14 protein-coding genes are annotated in these 17,471 nt (G+C 66.7%); 8 read left to right on the top strand and 6 right to left on the bottom strand.

What is annotated here, in order from left to right; genetic code table 11:
• Window positions 1–66: 66 nt before the first annotated feature.
• The 3 genes from nirD to BH93_RS16615 are packed head-to-tail and all read left to right on the top strand — an operon-like array spanning window position 67 to window position 2,383.
• The gene (gene nirD, locus BH93_RS16625) at window positions 67–444 is read left to right on the top strand and encodes a nitrite reductase small subunit NirD (protein ID WP_032376922.1); all 378 of its coding nucleotides are present in this window, start codon (window positions 67–69) and stop codon (window positions 442–444) included.
• Window positions 441–1,652, top strand: a complete 1,212-nt coding sequence (locus tag BH93_RS16620) for a uroporphyrinogen-III synthase (RefSeq protein ID WP_032376923.1) — start codon at window positions 441–443, stop codon at window positions 1,650–1,652. The genes nirD and BH93_RS16620 overlap by 4 nt, the downstream gene beginning before the upstream one ends.
• Window positions 1,652–2,383 carry a sirohydrochlorin chelatase gene (locus tag BH93_RS16615; RefSeq protein WP_037174152.1) on the top strand — a complete coding sequence of 244 codons (732 nt, stop codon included), beginning with the start codon at window positions 1,652–1,654 and terminating at the stop codon, window positions 2,381–2,383. Before BH93_RS16620 ends, BH93_RS16615 begins: the two co-directional genes overlap by 1 nt.
• Here the strand turns inward: BH93_RS16615 and BH93_RS16610 are convergent.
• From BH93_RS16610 to BH93_RS16595, 4 genes are all read right to left on the bottom strand, one after another.
• Window positions 2,340–4,070, bottom strand: a complete 1,731-nt coding sequence (locus BH93_RS16610; RefSeq protein WP_242458994.1) for an NTP transferase domain-containing protein — start codon at window positions 4,068–4,070, stop codon at window positions 2,340–2,342. The two genes, BH93_RS16615 and BH93_RS16610, sit on opposite strands and share 44 nt — an antisense overlap.
• Window positions 4,071–4,134: 64 nt before the next feature.
• A complete protein-coding gene (locus BH93_RS16605) occupies window positions 4,135–4,581 on the bottom strand; it encodes a PaaI family thioesterase (RefSeq protein ID WP_242458993.1) in 447 nt (148 codons plus the stop codon).
• Entirely contained in the window at window positions 4,578–4,919 is a 342-nt protein-coding gene (locus BH93_RS16600) for an MGMT family protein (RefSeq protein WP_037174150.1), read from the bottom strand. Before BH93_RS16600 ends, BH93_RS16605 begins: the two co-directional genes overlap by 4 nt.
• Window positions 4,920–5,696 carry an alpha/beta hydrolase gene (locus BH93_RS16595; RefSeq protein ID WP_032378146.1) on the bottom strand — a complete coding sequence of 259 codons (777 nt, stop codon included), beginning with the start codon at window positions 5,694–5,696 and terminating at the stop codon, window positions 4,920–4,922. It abuts the gene before it with no gap.
• A 108-nt stretch (window positions 5,697–5,804) separates the two neighbouring features.
• Here BH93_RS16595 and BH93_RS16590 point away from each other — a divergent pair, with 108 nt between their 5' ends.
• Entirely contained in the window at window positions 5,805–9,116 is a 3,312-nt protein-coding gene (locus BH93_RS16590; RefSeq protein WP_037174147.1) for an ATP-dependent helicase, read from the top strand.
• Window positions 9,113–12,532: an ATP-dependent helicase gene (locus BH93_RS16585; protein WP_037174465.1), complete on the top strand. Its 3,420-nt coding sequence runs from the start codon at window positions 9,113–9,115 to the stop codon at window positions 12,530–12,532. Before BH93_RS16590 ends, BH93_RS16585 begins: the two co-directional genes overlap by 4 nt.
• Here the strand turns inward: BH93_RS16585 and BH93_RS16580 are convergent.
• Window positions 12,498–12,881 (bottom strand): DoxX family protein, encoded by a 384-nt coding sequence (locus tag BH93_RS16580; protein WP_037174463.1) that lies wholly within the window; start codon window positions 12,879–12,881, stop codon window positions 12,498–12,500. The two genes, BH93_RS16585 and BH93_RS16580, sit on opposite strands and share 35 nt — an antisense overlap.
• A 105-nt stretch (window positions 12,882–12,986) precedes the next feature.
• Between BH93_RS16580 and BH93_RS16575 the strand changes: the two genes are divergently transcribed.
• The gene (locus BH93_RS16575) at window positions 12,987–14,054 is read left to right on the top strand and encodes a potassium channel family protein (RefSeq protein ID WP_032378149.1); all 1,068 of its coding nucleotides are present in this window, start codon (window positions 12,987–12,989) and stop codon (window positions 14,052–14,054) included.
• Between the two features lie 24 nt (window positions 14,055–14,078).
• Window positions 14,079–14,981 carry an NAD(+) diphosphatase gene (gene nudC, locus BH93_RS16570; RefSeq protein WP_037174146.1) on the top strand — a complete coding sequence of 301 codons (903 nt, stop codon included), beginning with the start codon at window positions 14,079–14,081 and terminating at the stop codon, window positions 14,979–14,981.
• Between the two features lie 7 nt (window positions 14,982–14,988).
• Here the strand turns inward: nudC and BH93_RS16565 are convergent, their stop codons facing one another.
• Complete coding sequence (locus tag BH93_RS16565) at window positions 14,989–15,288, bottom strand: mycoredoxin (protein ID WP_052065126.1); 300 nt, start codon at window positions 15,286–15,288, stop codon at window positions 14,989–14,991.
• A gap of 59 nt (window positions 15,289–15,347) precedes the next feature.
• Between BH93_RS16565 and BH93_RS16560 the strand changes: the two genes are divergently transcribed.
• Window positions 15,348–17,462: an ATP-dependent DNA helicase UvrD2 gene (locus BH93_RS16560; protein ID WP_371829141.1), complete on the top strand. Its 2,115-nt coding sequence runs from the start codon at window positions 15,348–15,350 to the stop codon at window positions 17,460–17,462.
• The last annotated feature ends 9 nt before the right edge of the window (window positions 17,463–17,471 follow it).

Raw genomic sequence — 17,471 nt, 5'->3', positions numbered from 1 at the left:
TGAGTAATCGCGACTTAACGGCCCAGAAACACTGACAACGTGGAATAGCTGACCAGGAGGTACGCCATGACTGTCATCGACTCACGTACAGCGGTACCGAACGACATTGCTCGTAGTTGGACCCCGGCCTGCACGCTGGACACGCTGATTCCGGGGCGCGGGGTAGCGGTGCTCCTGCGCGGAGGCACCCAGGCGGCGTTGTTTCTGCTCGACGACGGACGACTGTTCGCGGTGGGCAACATCGATCCGTACGGACGCGCAGCGGTGATGTCGCGCGGCCTCGTGGGTGACCGCGGTGGCGAGCCCACGGTCGCATCACCGTTGCTCAAGCAGGTCTTCTCCTTGGTCGACGGGCGCTGCCTCGACGATGCGGAGGTCGGTCTCGGATCCTTCGAGGTCTCCTGCGTCGAGGGTGTCGTGCTCGTCCGCGGCGGCTCTACGTGAGCGAAATCGCCGGGGCAGGAACGCCTCTGGCCGGGTTCACCGTCGGGATCACGGCGTCGCGTCGGGCCGAGGAATTCGCAACTCTGCTCGAGCGGCGGGGAGCAACCGTGATGCATGCCCCTGCGATCCGCATCATCCCGCTCGCGGACGATGCCGAGCTGGAACGCGTGACCGCGGCGATCATCGCGCATCCGCCCGAAATTACCGTCGCCACAACGGGAATCGGATTCCGAGGCTGGGTGGAGGCCGCAGACGGATGGGGGCAGGCAGAAGAACTCGGTGCTGCGCTCGGGGCGTCCCGGTTGCTGGCGCGCGGCCCCAAGGCAACGGGTGCGATCAGGGCCGCCGATCTCCGCGAGGAATGGTCGCCCGCCTCCGAATCCTCCGCGGAGGTACTCGAGCATCTACTCGCCGAAGGGGTCGAGGGCAAACGTATCGCCGTGCAACTGCACGGCGCAACGACCGAGTGGGAGCCGATCCCGGACTTCTGCGAGGTACTGCGCTGTGCCGGAGCCGAAGTGGTTCCGGTGCCGGTGTATCGCTGGACGGCCCCCGACGACCAGGGTCCGATGGACCGCATGATCGAAGCCGTCGTCGTCGGCGATCTCGACGCACTCAGCTTCACCTCCGCGCCCGCGGTGGCCTCGATGCTGATGCGCGCCGACGAGAACGGGGTGCTAGAACCCCTGTTGCAATCGATGCGTACGCGGGTGCTTCCGGTGTGCGTCGGGCCGGTGACGGCAGCACCCCTCGAACAACTGAACGTGGCCACCACGCAACCGGCGAGAGCGCGTTTGGGCGCACTGGCGCGGCATATCGCCGAGGAATTGCCGAGGCGGACCGGTCGTCTTCATGCAGGCGGACACGTGGTGAGCGTGCGCGGACGGTGCGTCGTGGTCGACGGTGAAGTGCGACCGGTGTCGCCGGCCGGAATGGCGTTGATGAAGACACTCGCTCGCAATCCCGGACGCGTCGTCTCCCGGGAGGACTTGCTTGCGTCCTTGCCCGGTGGCGGAGGTGACACTCACGCGGTGGAAACAGCGATGACCAGACTCCGGTCGTCTCTCGGCGCGCCGAAGGCGATCCAGACCGTGGTCAAGCGTGGGTATCGGATCGCACTCGATCACGTCGAGACCGAACCGGACTGCGATTCCGAGGAGCCCGCCGTGCATGCGCGTGTGGCCGTCGTCGAAGGAGGGAAGTACTGATGACTCCGACTCCGGTGTTGGTGGCCCACGGCACCCGAAACCCCCGTGGTGTCGAGATGATTGCCGCACTTGCCGATGCCGTGTCGACGCAGATCGGTACGACTCGCGTGGCATTCGTCGACGTACTCGGGCCGTCCCCGGCCGAGGTGCTGCGCGGCACCCCCGGGTCGGCGGTCGTGGTTCCGGCATTCCTGGCGTCGGGCTATCACGTCCACACCGACGTACCGCGAGAAATTGCCGAAAGCGCTCACAGCTCGGTCGCGGTCACCCGTGCTCTGGGACCGGACCCCGTACTCGCGAAGGTCATGCTCGATCGGCTACGCGACACCGGTTGGTGCACAGGGGATTCCATCGTGCTCGCCGCTGCAGGGTCGTCCGACCCCCGAGCGCTGGCAGAACACGTTCGAGCAGCAGCGATGCTGGCCGAGGTCGCGGGGGTCCCGGTGCGCATCGGGTATGTCGCCACCGCTGTCCCCACTGTGTCCGAGGCGGTGTCGGCTCTGCGAGAGGAGGGACACGCTCGAATCTTCGTTGCATCGTATCTGTTGGCGCGCGGGCTCTTTCACAATCGATTGGCCGACGCAGGTGCAGACGGCGTCGGTGAGCCGCTGGGGGTCCATCCAGCAATCGTGGATCTGGTGGTGGCCCGCTACTTCGAGGGCGTCCGATCGCTGGAGAGCGGATCGTTCAGTACGGCAACGGAAGGATGGTCACCGGTTCGTCGGCGCTGATCTCGGCCGGAACCAGTGCGAGCGCATCCCGGCCGACCAGGTGAGCCAGATGTGCGGTGCGTACCTCGCTATCTGCCCGCCAACGCGTGCCGTCGACGGTGACGGGGACCAGGCGAGAGACTGCAGATCGAACGTCCGCGGCATTGGACAACAGGCCCATTCGTGGTGGACGCACCGTTCTGCCGGTCAACGCGTCGACGATCGCGGGTGCCGTCAGCAGTGCCGTTCCGACGGCCGCCAGGGGGTTGCCGGGTAAGCCGAGCACCACTGTGCCGTCGGGCAGCGCCGCGGTGATCTGGGAACCGCCGGGTCGGACCCGCATTCGCCCGACGATGGGCTTCGCGTCGAGCAGTGCGAGTGTCGAGCGCAGTTGATCGGCGGCACCCCCACCGGTGGCTCCGACCACGACGATGACGTCCACGTCATGCGTGCGAGTCAGGATGTCCCGAAATTCCGTCGCCGAGTCGTCGAGCAGTGTCACATCGACGACCGCGATGCCGCAGTGCGCCAGGTACTCCGGCAACACCGATCCGAGAACGTCCCGGGTCTCACCGGGTGCCAGCGGCCCGTTCGATCGAATCTCGTTGCCGCTGATCACTATTCGACCACGAACCGGACCGCGTACCGTCACGTCGAACACTTCCGCGCTGGCGGCGAGAGACCGTACCGCCGCATCGATCGGAGTTCCCGCGGCGACCAGCTCGGTGCCCGGCAGCCAGTCCTCGCCGCACCGACGTGTGTCGTCGGACTCGGCTGTGGTCGACAGTCGACGCACCGACCCGTCCGGATCGTGTGTCACGTGCTCGTCGCGCACCACCGACGTCGCTCCAGGCGGAAGCGCAGCGCCGGTCGCGATGCGCACCGCTGTTCCGGCGGTGAGTCCGGCGACGTCGACACTTCCTGCGTACGCGATATCGGGCCGCAGCGTCCACGGCCCGGAGCCGCAGACGGCGTAACCGTCCATCGCGGAGATGTCCACTGCCGGCAACGCGGTCTGGGACACGAGGGGTTCTGCGAGGACGGTCCCGGCGCTGTCCTGCAAGGAAATTCGATGGATCGGCAGCGGTGGGAGGCGGCTTCGAATGCGTTCCAATGCGTCGGCGACCTCGAGCGTCTGCGACGGCTGCGCGGCGAGGCGAGCGGCCAGGAGGTCGGCGGGGGTGTCGCAGTCCTCGATATCGCGTAGCGCGATGACCTGATGATCGACCGGAACAATTCGGCGCATCGGTGCACCGTCTACCGAATCCAGCTGTGCCACAGCGGATCTTAGCGTTGAATGCTGCCACACTCCCAGCAGGAACTGCGTGCGGCCTGCGCTGTCGCGAGCGAATACAGCATGTGCTGCGGAGTGTGCGATGGAATCGATCAGGGACCCTATCGCGGCGGAGTCGAGAAGTGGAATGTCCGCCGCGACGACGGCCACCAGATCTGCAGTGTGCTCTGAATCTGCACTGTCGTTCAGGGATCGCAGTCCCGCCGCGAGGGCCGCAACGGGCCCACCGCCGGCAGGCGACTCGCGGGTCTGGACAACGTGGTCCGCCACCCCGGCGCGTGTGGGACCCACCAGAACCGTTCTGCGGCAGCCCGATACGGCGTCCACCGCAATGTCGACCATTCGACGGCCGCCGACGGTCAAGGCCGGCTTGTCGACCTCCTGCGGCGACGTCGGGTGCTCGGGATCGGCCATCCTCGATCCGCGACCGCCGGCGAGGACGATCGCATCGCAGACCGGCGTCATGGTGCGAGCGCTGTCATGTCGGCAGGGGCACGTTCTGTAGCCGAACCTGCCCGCGTGCAATTGTCTTTCCGCTGTCGGAGGCGGTGATCGTGACCAGCCAGAGTTGCTGAACACGGCCCTGCTGCAACGGTTCTGCGAGAACGTCGACGCGTCCGCCCTTGCTCGCTCGGAGAAAGTCGGTGCCGTTGTGTACTCCGACGGCGAACTCGCCGCGATCCTTCACGGCCTCGCTGGCACCGATGCTGGCGGCGCTCTCGACAGCGGTCGTGTAGACCCCGCCGTGTACGACGCCCCACGGGGTGAAATGCTCGTCCGTCAAGTCGATGTGACCCGCCACCCGGGTTCCCGAGACCTCGTCGACGACCAGTCCGGCAGAGGCGACGAAGGTGCTCGCCTTCGACAGTGCGAACTTCGCCGTGGGGCGTGGATCGAATTGCCCGAGCCCGTCTCTGATGTTCATCCTCCGAGGTTAGTGGTCGACTCGAGCGGCGATGGGAGCGCCCCGAAGTCGAATCGAATCGACTTCAGCGGCACTCTGCCGTCGCGGACTGCCACTCCTTCGCTGCGCAGCGTCTCGAGCTGCCGGGTGGCGAGGTGCGGGGCGGGCCTGCCACTGGCTCCGAGGACGCGATGCCACGGGAGGTCGGCGGAGTCGGTGCGCATGATCCATCCCACGATGCGTGGACTCGACAGGTCGGCCGCGGCAGCGATGTCTCCGTACGTGGCGACGAATCCCGAGGGGATGGACGCGACCAATGCGCGAACTCGCTCGACTTGGTTTTCGGTGATCGGGGCCATCTAGAGCACGGATCGCACCAGCTCGGCCACCTCGACCGGCTTGGCCTGGCCGACCATATGATCACAGTCCAGCTCGACGGTGCGCAGGTTCTCACCGAGTTTCTCTCGCAGCGCGGCAAGGAATTCGTCGGTGACATAAGGGGGTTCGACGCGCATGGCCCGAACCACGATGGTCGGGACGCTCTCGGCGGGTACCACGATCGGACGAGCGAGCTCGCCCCACGTCGCAACGATCGCCGGTATCGACATACGCCACGCCACCTTTCCGCCGTCGGCGGGAACCAGGTGGTCGGCGACCTCGCGGTCGAGCAACTCGGTGGGTACGTCCGCCCACGCCCCGTGGATCTTCTCCGATCGCGCCTCGTCGGCGTCGGTGTAATCGGGGGACTTCGCGGTGGCCTCGGCCACCTCGAGCAGCTCGTCCGGCGGCAGAGCGATCGCGGGATCGAGCAGAACCAGCGCCCGCACCGCGTCCGGGAACCTCTGCGCGAGATGGACGGCCAACGCGCCGCCGTACGAATGTCCGAGCACCACGACCGGGCCGCGCGCGTGGGCGTCCAGTACGGCTTTGAGAGCCGTGACCTGCGCGTCGATGTCCCAGGGCGGCGTGGCCGGGGAATAGCCGTGGCCGATCAGATCGGGAGCCAGAATTCGAGCTTCGGGCAGGTGATTCTCGGCGAGATCCCACCAGCGGGCACCATGACCGGTCACACCGTGAACGGCGAGGATTTCAGGACCGTCTGCGGGTCCGAACGTATGCAGATTCAACTCGGGCACGTCGACCACTATGCCGCATGGCGTGCCGCCGCGGATTCTGCCGGTCCGGTGGGGGTGCCTCGGTACTGAGGCGAGCGTTGTCGGTGGTCCGTGATTGCATCTGTACTCATGAGCACGGACGGCAGACACGGCGCGACGGTCACCCTCGTCCGTGCACCCAAGGTGGCTCGGCCCGCCCGCACGTGGGTCGGCGCGGCTGCTCAGCTGTTGTCTTCACGACCGGATTCGGCGGCGGAGGCGGCGCACGGCGCACCCCGGTGGAATCCGTGGCAGATACTCGGTGGCCCCGGAACGGGAAAGACATCGCTCGTCGCCGACTACGCAGTCTCGCGCATCGTCTCCGGGGACCCGGAATCGGTTCTGGTGCTGACACAGTCCAAACGGGCGGCAACCGCGGTGCGCGAGGTGATCACCTCCGGCCTCTTCAGTGGAGACCACGCGCTGAGAGCGACACGTGAGCCATTGGTACGGACGGTGCACTCCTATGCCTTCGCGGTGCTCAGGCTCCAGGCGTCTCTCTACGGCAACCCGCCACCGCGGCTGCTGACCGGTGCCGAACAGGACGCCGTGGTGCGCGAGATGCTGCGCGGCGACCTCGAGGACGGTGCCGCGGAATGGCCGGATCGGTTGCGTCCGGCGCTCGGCACCTCGGGGTTCGTGACCGCGGTGCGGGACATGATGCTCAGGTCCGCCGAACGCGGAATCGGGCCGGAAGACCTCGTCAAACTCGGTCGCAAGCACGGCAAACCCGAGTGGGTTGCGGTCGGGCGGTTCGCCGCTCGGTACGAGCAAGCCATGTTGCTGCGCGGGGCAGTGGGCGTCGAAGCTGCGGGAGCCACGGCACCTGGGCTGGATGCTGCCGAACTCATCGGTGCCGCGCTGATGGCGTTCGCCACCGACCCGGAACTGCTCCGCAGTGAACGTGCCCGCATCCGCCACCTCGTCGTCGACGATGCTCAGCACCTCGATCCGCAAGCAGCACAATTGGTTCGGCTGATCGGTACCGACACCGAATCGACCGTCGTCGCGGGGGACCCCGATCAATCCGTGTTCACTTTTCGTGGTGCCGATCCCACATTCGTGGCCGACCTGGTCGAGGTGAATTCGCCACGGCGAGTGGTGCTGACACACAATCACCGGTCCGTGCCAGAGGTTGCCGAGTTGACCGATATCGTGGCGAGGCGTCTGCCCGGGCTGGGTCGACACCGGTGTCCCGAGCCGGTGGCCGTTGCCCGATTCGGCAACCCTGCGGGGCGGGTGCACGTCGCGTCCTCGCCGGCCAAGGAAGCTGCGATCATCGCCGATGCCATGCGGCGGGCCCATCTGATCGACGGTATGCCGTGGTCCGAGATGGCCATCGTGGTGCGGTCGGTGCCGAGGACCGTTGCACCGTTGCGCCGGGCACTGCACGCAGCAGGTGTTCCGATGGTCACGCCCACCTCCGAGCTTCCGCTGCATCGCCAGCACGGGGCGGTGGGTCTACTGCTGGTACTGCGTGCGATCTCCGATCCGACCTTCGACGGTGAAGATGCACTGGCTTTGCTGTCCGGGCCGATCGGCGGAGCCGATCCGGTGGGTCTGCGTCGACTGCGTCGGGGAATGAGAAGACTCGAGCTCGCATCGGGCGGTGAACGCGACTCGGCCGAACTTCTCAGGGGCGTCCTCACCGACGATTCTCGTGGAAAGACCGGATGGATCGGCGGACTGTCGGATGTGGAGTCCGCGCCACTGCGCAAAGCCCTCGGCGTGATCCGAAAGGCGAGAGCGGTTGCCCGGACGGGTCGCGGTGTCGAGGACGTGTTGTGGGCAGCCTGGCAGGCGTCGGGTCTCGAACGTCGGTGGGCCGGCGCGTCCGCGTGGGGTGGCTCGGCCGGTGCCCAGGCTGACCGTGACCTCGATGCAGTGGTTGCGTTGTTCGATGCGGCGGCAGCCTATGTCGACAGACTGCCGCGGGCACAGATCGGGGGATTTCTCGATTACATTGCGCAGCAGGAGATTCCCACTCTGAACTCGCATCGCGCCACGGTTCGGGCAGACGCCGTCACCCTGCTCAGTGCGCACTCTGCTGCGGGTCGAGAATGGGAGCTCGTTGCGGTGGCCGGGGTTCAGGAAGGTTTGTGGCCGGGCCTTCGAGCGCGCGGAAGCCTCCTCGGAACCGACACCCTGGTCGACCTCGTGTCCGGAACGTTCGACGCCGGAGCAGCACTCGACGGGCGTCTGTCGAAGTCGGCACCCCTGCTCGCCGAGGAGCGAACGCTGTTTCTGGTCGCGTGCAGCCGCGCTCGATCGACTCTGCTCGTCACTGCCGTCGATTCCAGTACCGGCGATGCCGACCTCGTTCGTTCCCGCTTCGTCGACGAACTGCGCGGGGTGGACGTCGACGGCGAGTCCCTCCTTCCGCTCGAAGCACCCGAGTCCGCACATCGGGTGTTGGGGCTGCCGATGCTGGTTGCCGAGCTGCGCAGTGTCGTGTGCGATCCAGTTGTTGCCGAGCAGGATCCGGACAAGCGAGCCCGAGCTGCTCGCCATCTGGCAACTCTCGTCGACGCCGGTGTCCGAGGCGCGCATCCGGACGAGTGGTTCGGGGTGGCGGGGCTCAGCACCGACGCGCCGTTGTGGCAGCTCGGAGACGGTCCGGTGCCGCTGTCGCCGTCGACGGTGGAACAACTCACCACCTGTCCGCTGCGGTGGATGCTCGAACGTCACGGCGGCAACGACGGCACCAACACCCATGCGGTCACCGGTACTCTCGTGCACACTCTCGTCCAGGCAGTGGCCGGTCGGATGCCACCGGAGCAACTTCGTCGTGCACTCGAAACAGCATGGGATGCAGTTGATCTCGGTTCGCAGTGGTACTCGCGGCATGAGCTGGATCGAACCGGGGCCATGCTGGAGACATTCGAGAGTTGGCTGCACGGCAGTCGAGGCGAGCTCACCGAGGCCGGAGTGGAAGTACAGGTCGACGGCGTCCTGGAAGCGCGGTCCGAGAACGAGCCGGCGGTCGCGTTGCGTGGACGTATCGATCGACTCGAACACGACCCGGACGGTCGGCCGGTGATCATCGACGTCAAGACGGCGAAGACCGTCATGTCGAAGGAGGACGCACGTAACCACCACCAGCTGGCCACCTATCAGGTTGCTGCTGCAGCCGGTGCGATCGAGGGCGAGCCCGCGGGCGAACCCGGCGGGGCCCGGCTGGTGTTCGTTGCCAAACCGCACAACAAGGACGGGGCGACTCAGCGCATACAGGAGGTTCCGACACCGGAGAAACTCGAGGAGTGGCGGGACACCGTGCACCAGGCAGCGTCGGCCACGCAGGGGCCGGCATTCGAGGCGCGCGTGAACGACGGCTGCAGGCACTGCCCGGTCAAGTCCAGTTGCCCGGCACACGAGACCGGCAGGCAGGTGACGGAGCAGTGACGACACCGACGAAGAAACGGACCGGTGCGGTGCGGGTGTCGCCGGTCGAGCTCGCCAGGGCACTCGGACAGAAGCATCCGCCGACCGACGAGCAGGCTGCGGTGATCGCGGCCCCGCCCGGCCCGATGCTCGTGGTGGCAGGAGCGGGGGCGGGCAAGACCGAGACGATGGCCGCCCGTGTGGTGTGGATGGTGGCCAACGGTTTCGTCGACCCGGACCAGGTGCTCGGCCTGACCTTCACGCGAAAGGCCGCGCAGCAGTTGACGTCTCGGATCAGGGCGCGGCTGGGTCGGCTGGCCGGATCCGATCTGGTGCGCGCACTCGATCCCAGTCTGGCACTGCGGGAACGGATTCTCGGTGCCGAGCCCGAAGTGAGCACGTATCACTCCTATGCAGGCCGACTGCTCACCGAGCACGGCTTGCTGCTGCCGATCGAACCGTCCGCGACGCTGCTCTCGGAAACCGAATTGTGGCAGCTGGCGCACCGCGTCGTCAGCACCTGGGACGGCGACCTCGACACCGACCGAAACCCCACGTCGGTGACCGAGGCGGTATTGGCGCTCTCGGGCCAGTTGGCCGAGCATCTCGTCGATCCCGATGAGCTGCGCCAGGCACACGTGGAGTTGGAGAAACTGGTACACACGCTCGGGCCGGGCCCGCGACAACGCGGCGGCCCCACCAAAGAGTTGCTGAACATCCTCGACGCGCAGCATCAACGAATCGGGTTGTTGCCGTTGGTGGAACGGCTGGGCCAGACTCTGCGCCGGGAGGGAGCACTGGATTTCGGCTCGCAGATGTCGATGGCGGCGCGGGTCGCGGCCGACCATGCGGAGGTGGGAACAGCCGAACGGCAACGTTTTCGGCTGGTATTGCTCGACGAATACCAGGACACCGGGCACGCTCAACGCGTCCTGCTGTCGTCACTGTTCGGATCGGGCGGCGACCCCACGTTGGCGCTGACGGCGGTCGGCGATCCGATGCAATCGATCTACGGCTGGCGCGGTGCCTCGGCAGCGAACCTGCCACGGTTCGCCACCGACTTTCCGCAGGCCGACGGTGGCCCGGCTCCTCGACTGGAACTACTCACCAGCTGGCGGAATCCGCCCGAAGCGCTGACTCTGGCGAACCTGATCACCGATCCACTGCGCCGCGTCGGTGTTCCGGTCCCGACTCTGCGGGCCCGTCCGGGAGCTGTTCCCGGAGACGTCCGAATTGCCGTCACCGAGACCGTTCTGGGCGAACGCGAGTGGATTGCCGACCGGATCGCAGGGGAGTACCGCTCGGCCCTCGAGCAGGATCGGCCGCCGCCCACCGCTGCAGTTCTGGTGCGACGCAACGCCGATGCCGAACCCATCGCAGAGGTACTGCGCAGCCGTGGGTTGCCGGTGGAGGTCGTTGGGCTCGGCGGATTGCTGCACGTTCCCGAGGTGGCAGACATCATCGCGATGCTGCGACTGGTCGCCGACCCGACTGCCGGCAGTTCCGCGATGCGCATCCTCACCGGTTCTCGGTGGCAGATCGGCCCGACGGATCTGCGGGCACTCTCCCAGCGCGCCCGAGAACTCGAGATCCGCAGCGGGTACGGCACCGCGGGTCGGGTCGACGACCCCGAGACGCTGGACGCCGCACTCGGCAGCGCACTTCCCGGCGAGCAGTCCGAGCAGGCGGGACTGGCAGACGCCATTGCCGATCCTGGTTCGGCCGAGCGGTACTCGGAGGCCGGCTACCGGCGGATCGTCGCCCTCGCGGGTGAACTACACCTGCTGCGCGATCGAATCGGGCAACCGCTGACGGAATTGGTCGGCGACATCGAGCGGATCATGAACATCGGCGTCGAAGCGCAAGCCCGCACACCGATCGGGACCGACGGGGCAGTCGGCCGCGAACACCTGGATGCATTCGCCCACGTGGTGGCCGACTACGCCGACAATCCCACCGCCACGGTGACCGGATTCCTGTCGTTCCTCGCTGCTGCGGAGACGGTCGAGGACGGCCTCGCACCAGGCGAGGTCGACGTCGCCCCACATCGAGTTCAGGTGCTCACTGTCCACTCCGCGAAGGGCCTCGAATGGGAGGTCGTGGCCGTACCGCACGTAGCGAAAGGCGTGTTCCCGTCCTCGAACGCGTCCTCGACGTGGCTCGGAGCCATGGCCGAATTGCCGCCGTCGCTGCGCGGTGATCGCGCACTGGACGGTGAGGGCTCGGAGGGCGTTCCGGTTCTCGAACTCGACCAGCTGTACAACCGGAAGGATCTGGAGGATGCAGTGAAGAACCACAAGGATGCGCTGGCCCGGCGCCGGCTCGCCGAGGATCGGCGACTGTTCTACGTGGCTCTGACCCGAACCGAACGGGTGCTGTTGGTGTCCGCGCACCACTGGGACCAGACGTCGACGAAGTCGCGTGGGCCGTCGGAGTTTCTCGACGAATTGCACAGGCAGGTCAGCGGATCCGCCGACGCCGCGGCTGTGATCGAGCAGTGGGCCCCGGCTCCGGAGGACGGAGTGCAGAACCCGCTCGGAGCTGTGCCGCACACGGCGTCCTGGCCGCGAGACCCGCTCGGACCCAGACGTGGCGCGGTCGAGAGCGGTGCGCGCGAGGTACTACGCGCACTGGCAGATGGTGATGCGGTGCAGCGCAATTCGAGTGAGAACACGGACGACCCAACCCTGACCGACCCGGAGAACTGGGCTGCCGATGTCGAGACCCTGCTGGCAGAGCGGGCAGTGAGGTCGGTCGCGGGAGTCGACGTGGCACTACCGGGCAACCTGTCGGTGACGCAGTTGGTGGACCTGGCCGCAGATCCCGATGGCCTGGCATCGCGACTGCGCAGGCCGTTGCCGTTTCCTCCGAACCCATTGGCGCGCAGAGGAACTGCATTTCACGCCTGGGTCGAGCGGCGGTTCGGTGCAACCCGGTTGCTCGACCTCGACGAGTTGCCGGGCTCGGCCGATACCGGTGCGTCGGCCGACGTCGACCTGGAAACGTTGCAGCAGGCGTTTCTGGACTCGGAATGGTCGCTGCGCAGCCCCGTCGAGGTGGAGGTCCCGTTCGAGACGTCCGTGGCGGGCACGGTGCTGCGCGGTCGAATCGACGCCGTGTTCGCCGACCCCGACGGCGGCTGGACCGTCGTCGACTGGAAAACCGGTGCAGAGCCGACAGCGTCGGAACAGCAGGCAGTGGCGATGCAACTCGCGGCCTACCGATTGGCGTGGGCCGAGCTGATGTCGATCGGGCAGGCCGAACCGGTTTCGCTGGACCGCGTACGCGCGGCGTTCCACTATGTCCGCAGCGGCCACACCATCTCGCCCGAGAACCTTCCGGACGCAGCAGCTTTGGCCGAACTTCTCGAGGGTCCGGCCGCGTCGACGCCGATCGACGCTACTACGCGTTCCGACGAGCCTTCAGAGCCTCGGTGACCAGTGGGATCTGCAGTGGCAGACGGGCGATCATGGCTGCTTTGAGCGCCGGTGAAGTCTTGGAGCTCTGCACGTACTTCCATGCGAGGTTGATGTTGGCGGGGAAGACGGCAACGAACAGCGCGGCCGCGAGTGCGCCGCCCAGGCGGCGGGTGCGAGGCGTGGCAAGTGTTGCGGCCACCGCGAGCTCGGCGACTCCCGATACCTGGGTGTACGTGCGAGCCGAACCCGGCAGTGCCGTCGGAACCTGCGCGTCGAAGAACGTCGGGGTGACGAAATGGAGAATGCCGGCTCCGGTGAGCAGTCCGGCGAGGCGCAGTGCGGCTGCCTGACTTGGTCGCTGTGTCATGCACTTACCGTGCCACATCCCGAGTCGTCGGCACAGATTCGTTGCGTGGGGTTACGCTGCGTGCCGTGAATGATCTCGACTTCTGCGCACACTTCGGTGGGCGACGTGGCAGGTAGGTTGCGAGCGCGCCTGAGCGACAGTGGCGCGCTGACCGACAAGCCCGACTTCGCGCTCGTCGGAGTGCTCCGAGTCCCGGAGCTGGAATCGAGTCCGTGGAGCGCGATCTACAAACGGGTACTGATGGCGCTCGGCATCCTGTTTCTCGCAGCGTTCGTCGTATACCTCGACCGTGACGGTTACAGCGACAACCAGAACGGCGAACTGTCCTTCCTGGACGCGTTCTACTACGCGACGGTATCGCTGTCGACGACGGGATACGGTGACATCGCGCCGATGAGCCCGTCGGCGCGGCTGGTCAATATTCTTGTCATCACACCACTTCGGGTCCTGTTCCTCATTCTGCTGGTCGGAACGACGCTGTCGGTTCTCACCGAGCGGTCCAGGCAAGCATTCAAAATTCAGCGATGGAGACGCAGCGTGCGCAATCACACCGTGGTCATCGGTTTCGGCACCAAGGGCCGAACCGCAGTCGACGCGATGCTCGGAGACGGCGTACCGGCGTCCGACATCGTCGTTGTCGACACCGATCAGACGGTGCTCGATGCCGCGTCGGCTCTGGGCTTGGTCACCGTCCACGGCTCGGCGACCAAGTCCGACGTGCTCAGACTCACCGGGGCCCAGCATGCGTCGGCCATCATCGTGGCGACCAACCGAGACGACACAGCCGTGCTGGTGACTCTGACCGCCCGCGAGATCGCTCCCAAGGCCAAGATCGTCGCGGCCATCAGGGAAGCGGAGAACACCCACCTGCTGCGTCAGTCCGGTGCCGATTCGGTGGTCGTTTCCTCCGAGACCGCCGGCCGGTTGCTCGGCATCGCCACCTCCACACCGTCCGTGGTGGAGATGATCGAGGACTTGTTGACGCCGGAGGCAGGCTTCGCGATCGCCGAGCGCGAAGTCGAGCGCGACGAGGTGGGCGGCTCGCCGCGGCACCTCACCGACATTGTGCTCGGAGTTGTGCGGGGCGGCAAACTCTTCCGGGTCGGCACCCCGGAAGTCGATGCCGTCGAGGCGTCCGATCGCCTGCTGTACATCCGTCGTGTGGGTGAGTAACGAAGTCCGAGTAGGGTTCCGAGCGTGCCGAAATTCCACCTCGCTCACCCACCTCGCCTCTCCCGGTCACCGCTGAACAGGGCCGAGGAATTACGCCGAGACACCGCCGCACTCGCAGCAGGCTGGTCGACCGGCCGACTGCTGAACGTGGACGGCAGAGGCAGATTCGGCGTCGACGAGGACGGCTTGGTCCTCACTCCCGCCGTCGATGTTGCACCGGAACCCACCGCTGATGCGGTCTTTCTCGGAATCCACGGGGACCGGCACGTATGGACCAGGCGGGTGGAGATCGTGGAGGGCACGCTCGGCGACCTACGTACCGACGGTGATCGCCTGGACGGCACTGCACTGTCGATGGTGACCGGTGCGCTGGCGATCCTCAATTGGCATGCGAGCGCGCAGTTCAGCTCGCTCGACGGCGCGCCGTCGGTTCTGTCGAACGCGGGCTGGTCTCGCACCAGTACGTCCACCGGCCACGAGGAATTTCCTCGTACCGATCCCGCAGTGATCTGTCTGGTCCACGACGGCGGCGACAGAGTGCTGCTGGCACGCGCACCGGCCTGGCCCGAGCGGCGATTCTCGGTTCTGGCGGGTTTCGTCGAGGCCGGCGAATCCCTGGAAACGTGTGTGGCGCGGGAGATCAAGGAAGAAGTCGGCCTCGACGTCTCCGACATCGACTACCTGGGTAGCCAGCCGTGGCCGTTCCCGCGTTCGGTGATGATCGGGTTCTCGGCTGTCGCCGACCCGGAGCAGCCGTTGCTTTTCCAGGACGGCGAGATTGCCGAAGCCCACTGGTTCGATCGAGCCGAGGTTGTCGCGGCGCTGGAGCTGGGGGATTGGGGATCGGACTCGACCTCCCGATTGCTGCTCCCCGGTTCCATCTCGATCGCGCGCGGAATGCTCGAAGCGTGGGCGGCCACGGGCTGACGCTCGATCAGAGCGACAGCGCGCGCTTGACCTCGGCCAGGCCGGGATTGGTCGCCGTCGAGCCGTCGGCGAAGAGGACGGTAGGCACCACGTGGTTGCCGTTGTTGACGCTTCCGACGAAGTCGGCGGCTTCCGGGTTCTGCTCGATGTCGATCTCGGCGTATGTGATTCCCGCCTCGTCGAGCTGGGTCTTGAGTCGGCGGCAGTAACCGCACCACGTCGTGGAGTAGACGGTGAGTGCGGCTGGGGTCTGCGGAGTGTTCTCGGTAGTGGTCACGACAAGAGTCAACAGGAGCACCGACGCCATTGTTCCGGCAGGTTCAGGCCCGGGCGGAACTGTCGGTGCGCACTGACACAATGGTCCACATGGCTGACGACGCGATGACCACCGGACTGGATCCGGAGCAATCCGCGGCCGTACTGGCTCCTCGTGGCCCGGTGTGCGTTCTCGCCGGTGCCGGCACGGGCAAGACCCGCACGATCACGCGACGTATCGCGCACCTCGTCTCGGCGGGGCATGTGTCCTCTGGGCAGGTACTGGCGGTGACGTTCACCGCTCGCGCTGCCGGCGAGATGCGCGGCCGCCTGCGCGAGCTCGGGGTTGGAGGAGACGGACCTCCCGTGCAGGCCCGTACGTTCCACGCCGCGGCGATGCGGCAACTCAAATACTTCTGGCCGCAGGTCGTCGGAGACACCGGCTGGCAGCTACTCGATCGCAAGTTCACTGTTGTTTCGCAGGCGGCCAATCGCGCCGGAGTGTCGACCTCGACCGACGCGATCCGCGATCTCGCGGGTGAGATCGAGTGGGCCAAGGGATCGTTGATCGCACCCGAGGACTACCCGCGTATCGCAGCGAGCAATCGCCGCGACGTTCCGATGGACGCCGCCAAGGTCGCTGCCGTGTACGCCGGGTACGAGGAGCTCAAGTCGCGAGGCGGTGACGGCATGTTGCTCGATTTCGACGACCTCCTCCTGCACACGGCCGCAGCGTTGGAAGAGCACTCGTCGGTGGCCGACGAGTTCCGCGAGCGGTACCGCTGCTTCGTCGTCGACGAATACCAGGACGTGACACCGCTGCAACAACGGGTGCTCGACGCCTGGGTGGGCGATCGCGACGATCTCACTGTCGTCGGCGACGCGAATCAGACGATCTATTCGTTCACCGGCGCATCCCCTCGATATCTGCTCGACTTCTCTCGCAAGTACCCCGAGGCCACCGTGGTTCGGCTCGAACGCGACTACCGGTCGACGCCGGAGGTGGTGTCGCTGGCGAATCGTGTCATCGGAGCCGCTCGCGGACGTATTGCCGGTACCCGGCTGCAATTGATCGGTCAGCGGGAGTCAGGGCCCGAGCCGGAGTTCTTCGAGTACGACGACGAGCCGGCGGAGGCCGACGGTGTGGCGCGGGCGGTCAAGAGGTTGATCTCCAAAGGGGTCGAGCCGGCCGAGATCGCGATTCTGTACCGCATCAACGCTCAGTCCGAGGCACACGAGCAGGCGTTGACGGAAATGAAGATTCCGTATCAGGTGCGCGGCGGGGAAGGCTTCTTCACCAGACCCGAGGTGCGGCAGGGCGTCAACGCCCTGCGGCAGGCGGCCGGTCGGGACGATCTGCCCGACGGCGCGCAGTCCGGCGACGGTCTGACGGCTCTGGTGCGTGCCGTGCTCGCGCCGCTGGGCCTGACGGCAACCGAGCCGACCGGTGCGCAGGCCCGCGAGAAATGGGCGTCGTTGGGCGGCCTGGTGCAACTCACCGAAGAACTTCTCGTGCACGAGCCGGACCTGACCCTCGAGAAATTGCTGGGGGAGCTCGCTGCACGTGCCGAAGCGCGGCATCCTCCGACGGTGCAGGGTGTGACGCTGGCGTCCTTGCACGCGGCGAAGGGGCTGGAATGGGACGCGGTGTTCATCGTCGGCCTCGCCGACGGAACTCTGCCGATCTCGCACGCGATCGGTAACGACCCCAGCGCCAACAACGAGGCCGCGATCGAGGAGGAGCGCAGGCTGCTCTACGTCGGTGTCACGCGCGCCCGAGTCCACCTGCATCTGTCCTGGGCGCTCGCCCGCAACGAGGGTGGGCGCAAGTCCCGCCGGCGGTCCAGGTTTCTCATCGGTCTCGTGCCCGAGGATTCGCCCGCCTCACGTATCGCGGCCCCCGCTGCCAAGAAATCCGGACCCAAGTGCCGGTTGTGTGGAAAACCGTTGATCGGGACGTCCGCGACCATGCTCGGTCGATGCGAGAGCTGCCCGTCGAACGTCGACATCGCCCTGCTGGACGCCCTGAAGTCGTGGCGACTGGACAAATCCCGTGAATTGAAAGTGCCGGCGTATGTGGTCTTCAGCGACAACACGCTCACTGCCATCGCCGAGCAGCAGCCGCAGGACGAGCGGGGACTCGTCGCCATCCCCGGAATCGGAGCCAAGAAGTTGGAGCGGTTCGGCGAAGACGTACTCGCAGTCGTGCGCGCAACGGACAGCTGACCGGGCGGG

It is taken from the genome of Rhodococcoides fascians A25f (assembly GCF_000760935.2).
Classification (GTDB): Bacteria; Actinomycetota; Actinomycetes; order Mycobacteriales; family Mycobacteriaceae; genus Rhodococcoides.
This window is presented reverse-complemented; position numbering and strand designations above follow the sequence as displayed.

Excerpts from the sequence above, each read along its gene's own strand:
- BH93_RS16560 (WP_371829141.1), top strand. The coding sequence starts at position 15,348 with ATGGCTGACGACGCGATGACCACCGGACTGGATCCGGAGCAATCCGCG.
- nirD (WP_032376922.1), top strand. The coding sequence starts at position 67 with ATGACTGTCATCGACTCACGTACAGCGGTACCGAACGACATTGCTCGT.
- BH93_RS16565 (WP_052065126.1), bottom strand. The coding sequence starts at position 15,288 with ATGGCGTCGGTGCTCCTGTTGACTCTTGTCGTGACCACTACCGAGAAC.
- BH93_RS16600 (WP_037174150.1), bottom strand. The coding sequence starts at position 4,919 with ATGGCCCCGATCACCGAAAACCAAGTCGAGCGAGTTCGCGCATTGGTC.
- BH93_RS16590 (WP_037174147.1), top strand. The coding sequence starts at position 5,805 with ATGAGCACGGACGGCAGACACGGCGCGACGGTCACCCTCGTCCGTGCA.
- BH93_RS16580 (WP_037174463.1), bottom strand. The coding sequence starts at position 12,881 with ATGACACAGCGACCAAGTCAGGCAGCCGCACTGCGCCTCGCCGGACTG.
- BH93_RS16615 (WP_037174152.1), top strand. The coding sequence starts at position 1,652 with ATGACTCCGACTCCGGTGTTGGTGGCCCACGGCACCCGAAACCCCCGT.
- BH93_RS16605 (WP_242458993.1), bottom strand. The coding sequence starts at position 4,581 with ATGAACATCAGAGACGGGCTCGGGCAATTCGATCCACGCCCCACGGCG.
- BH93_RS16610 (WP_242458994.1), bottom strand. The coding sequence starts at position 4,070 with ATGGCCGATCCCGAGCACCCGACGTCGCCGCAGGAGGTCGACAAGCCG.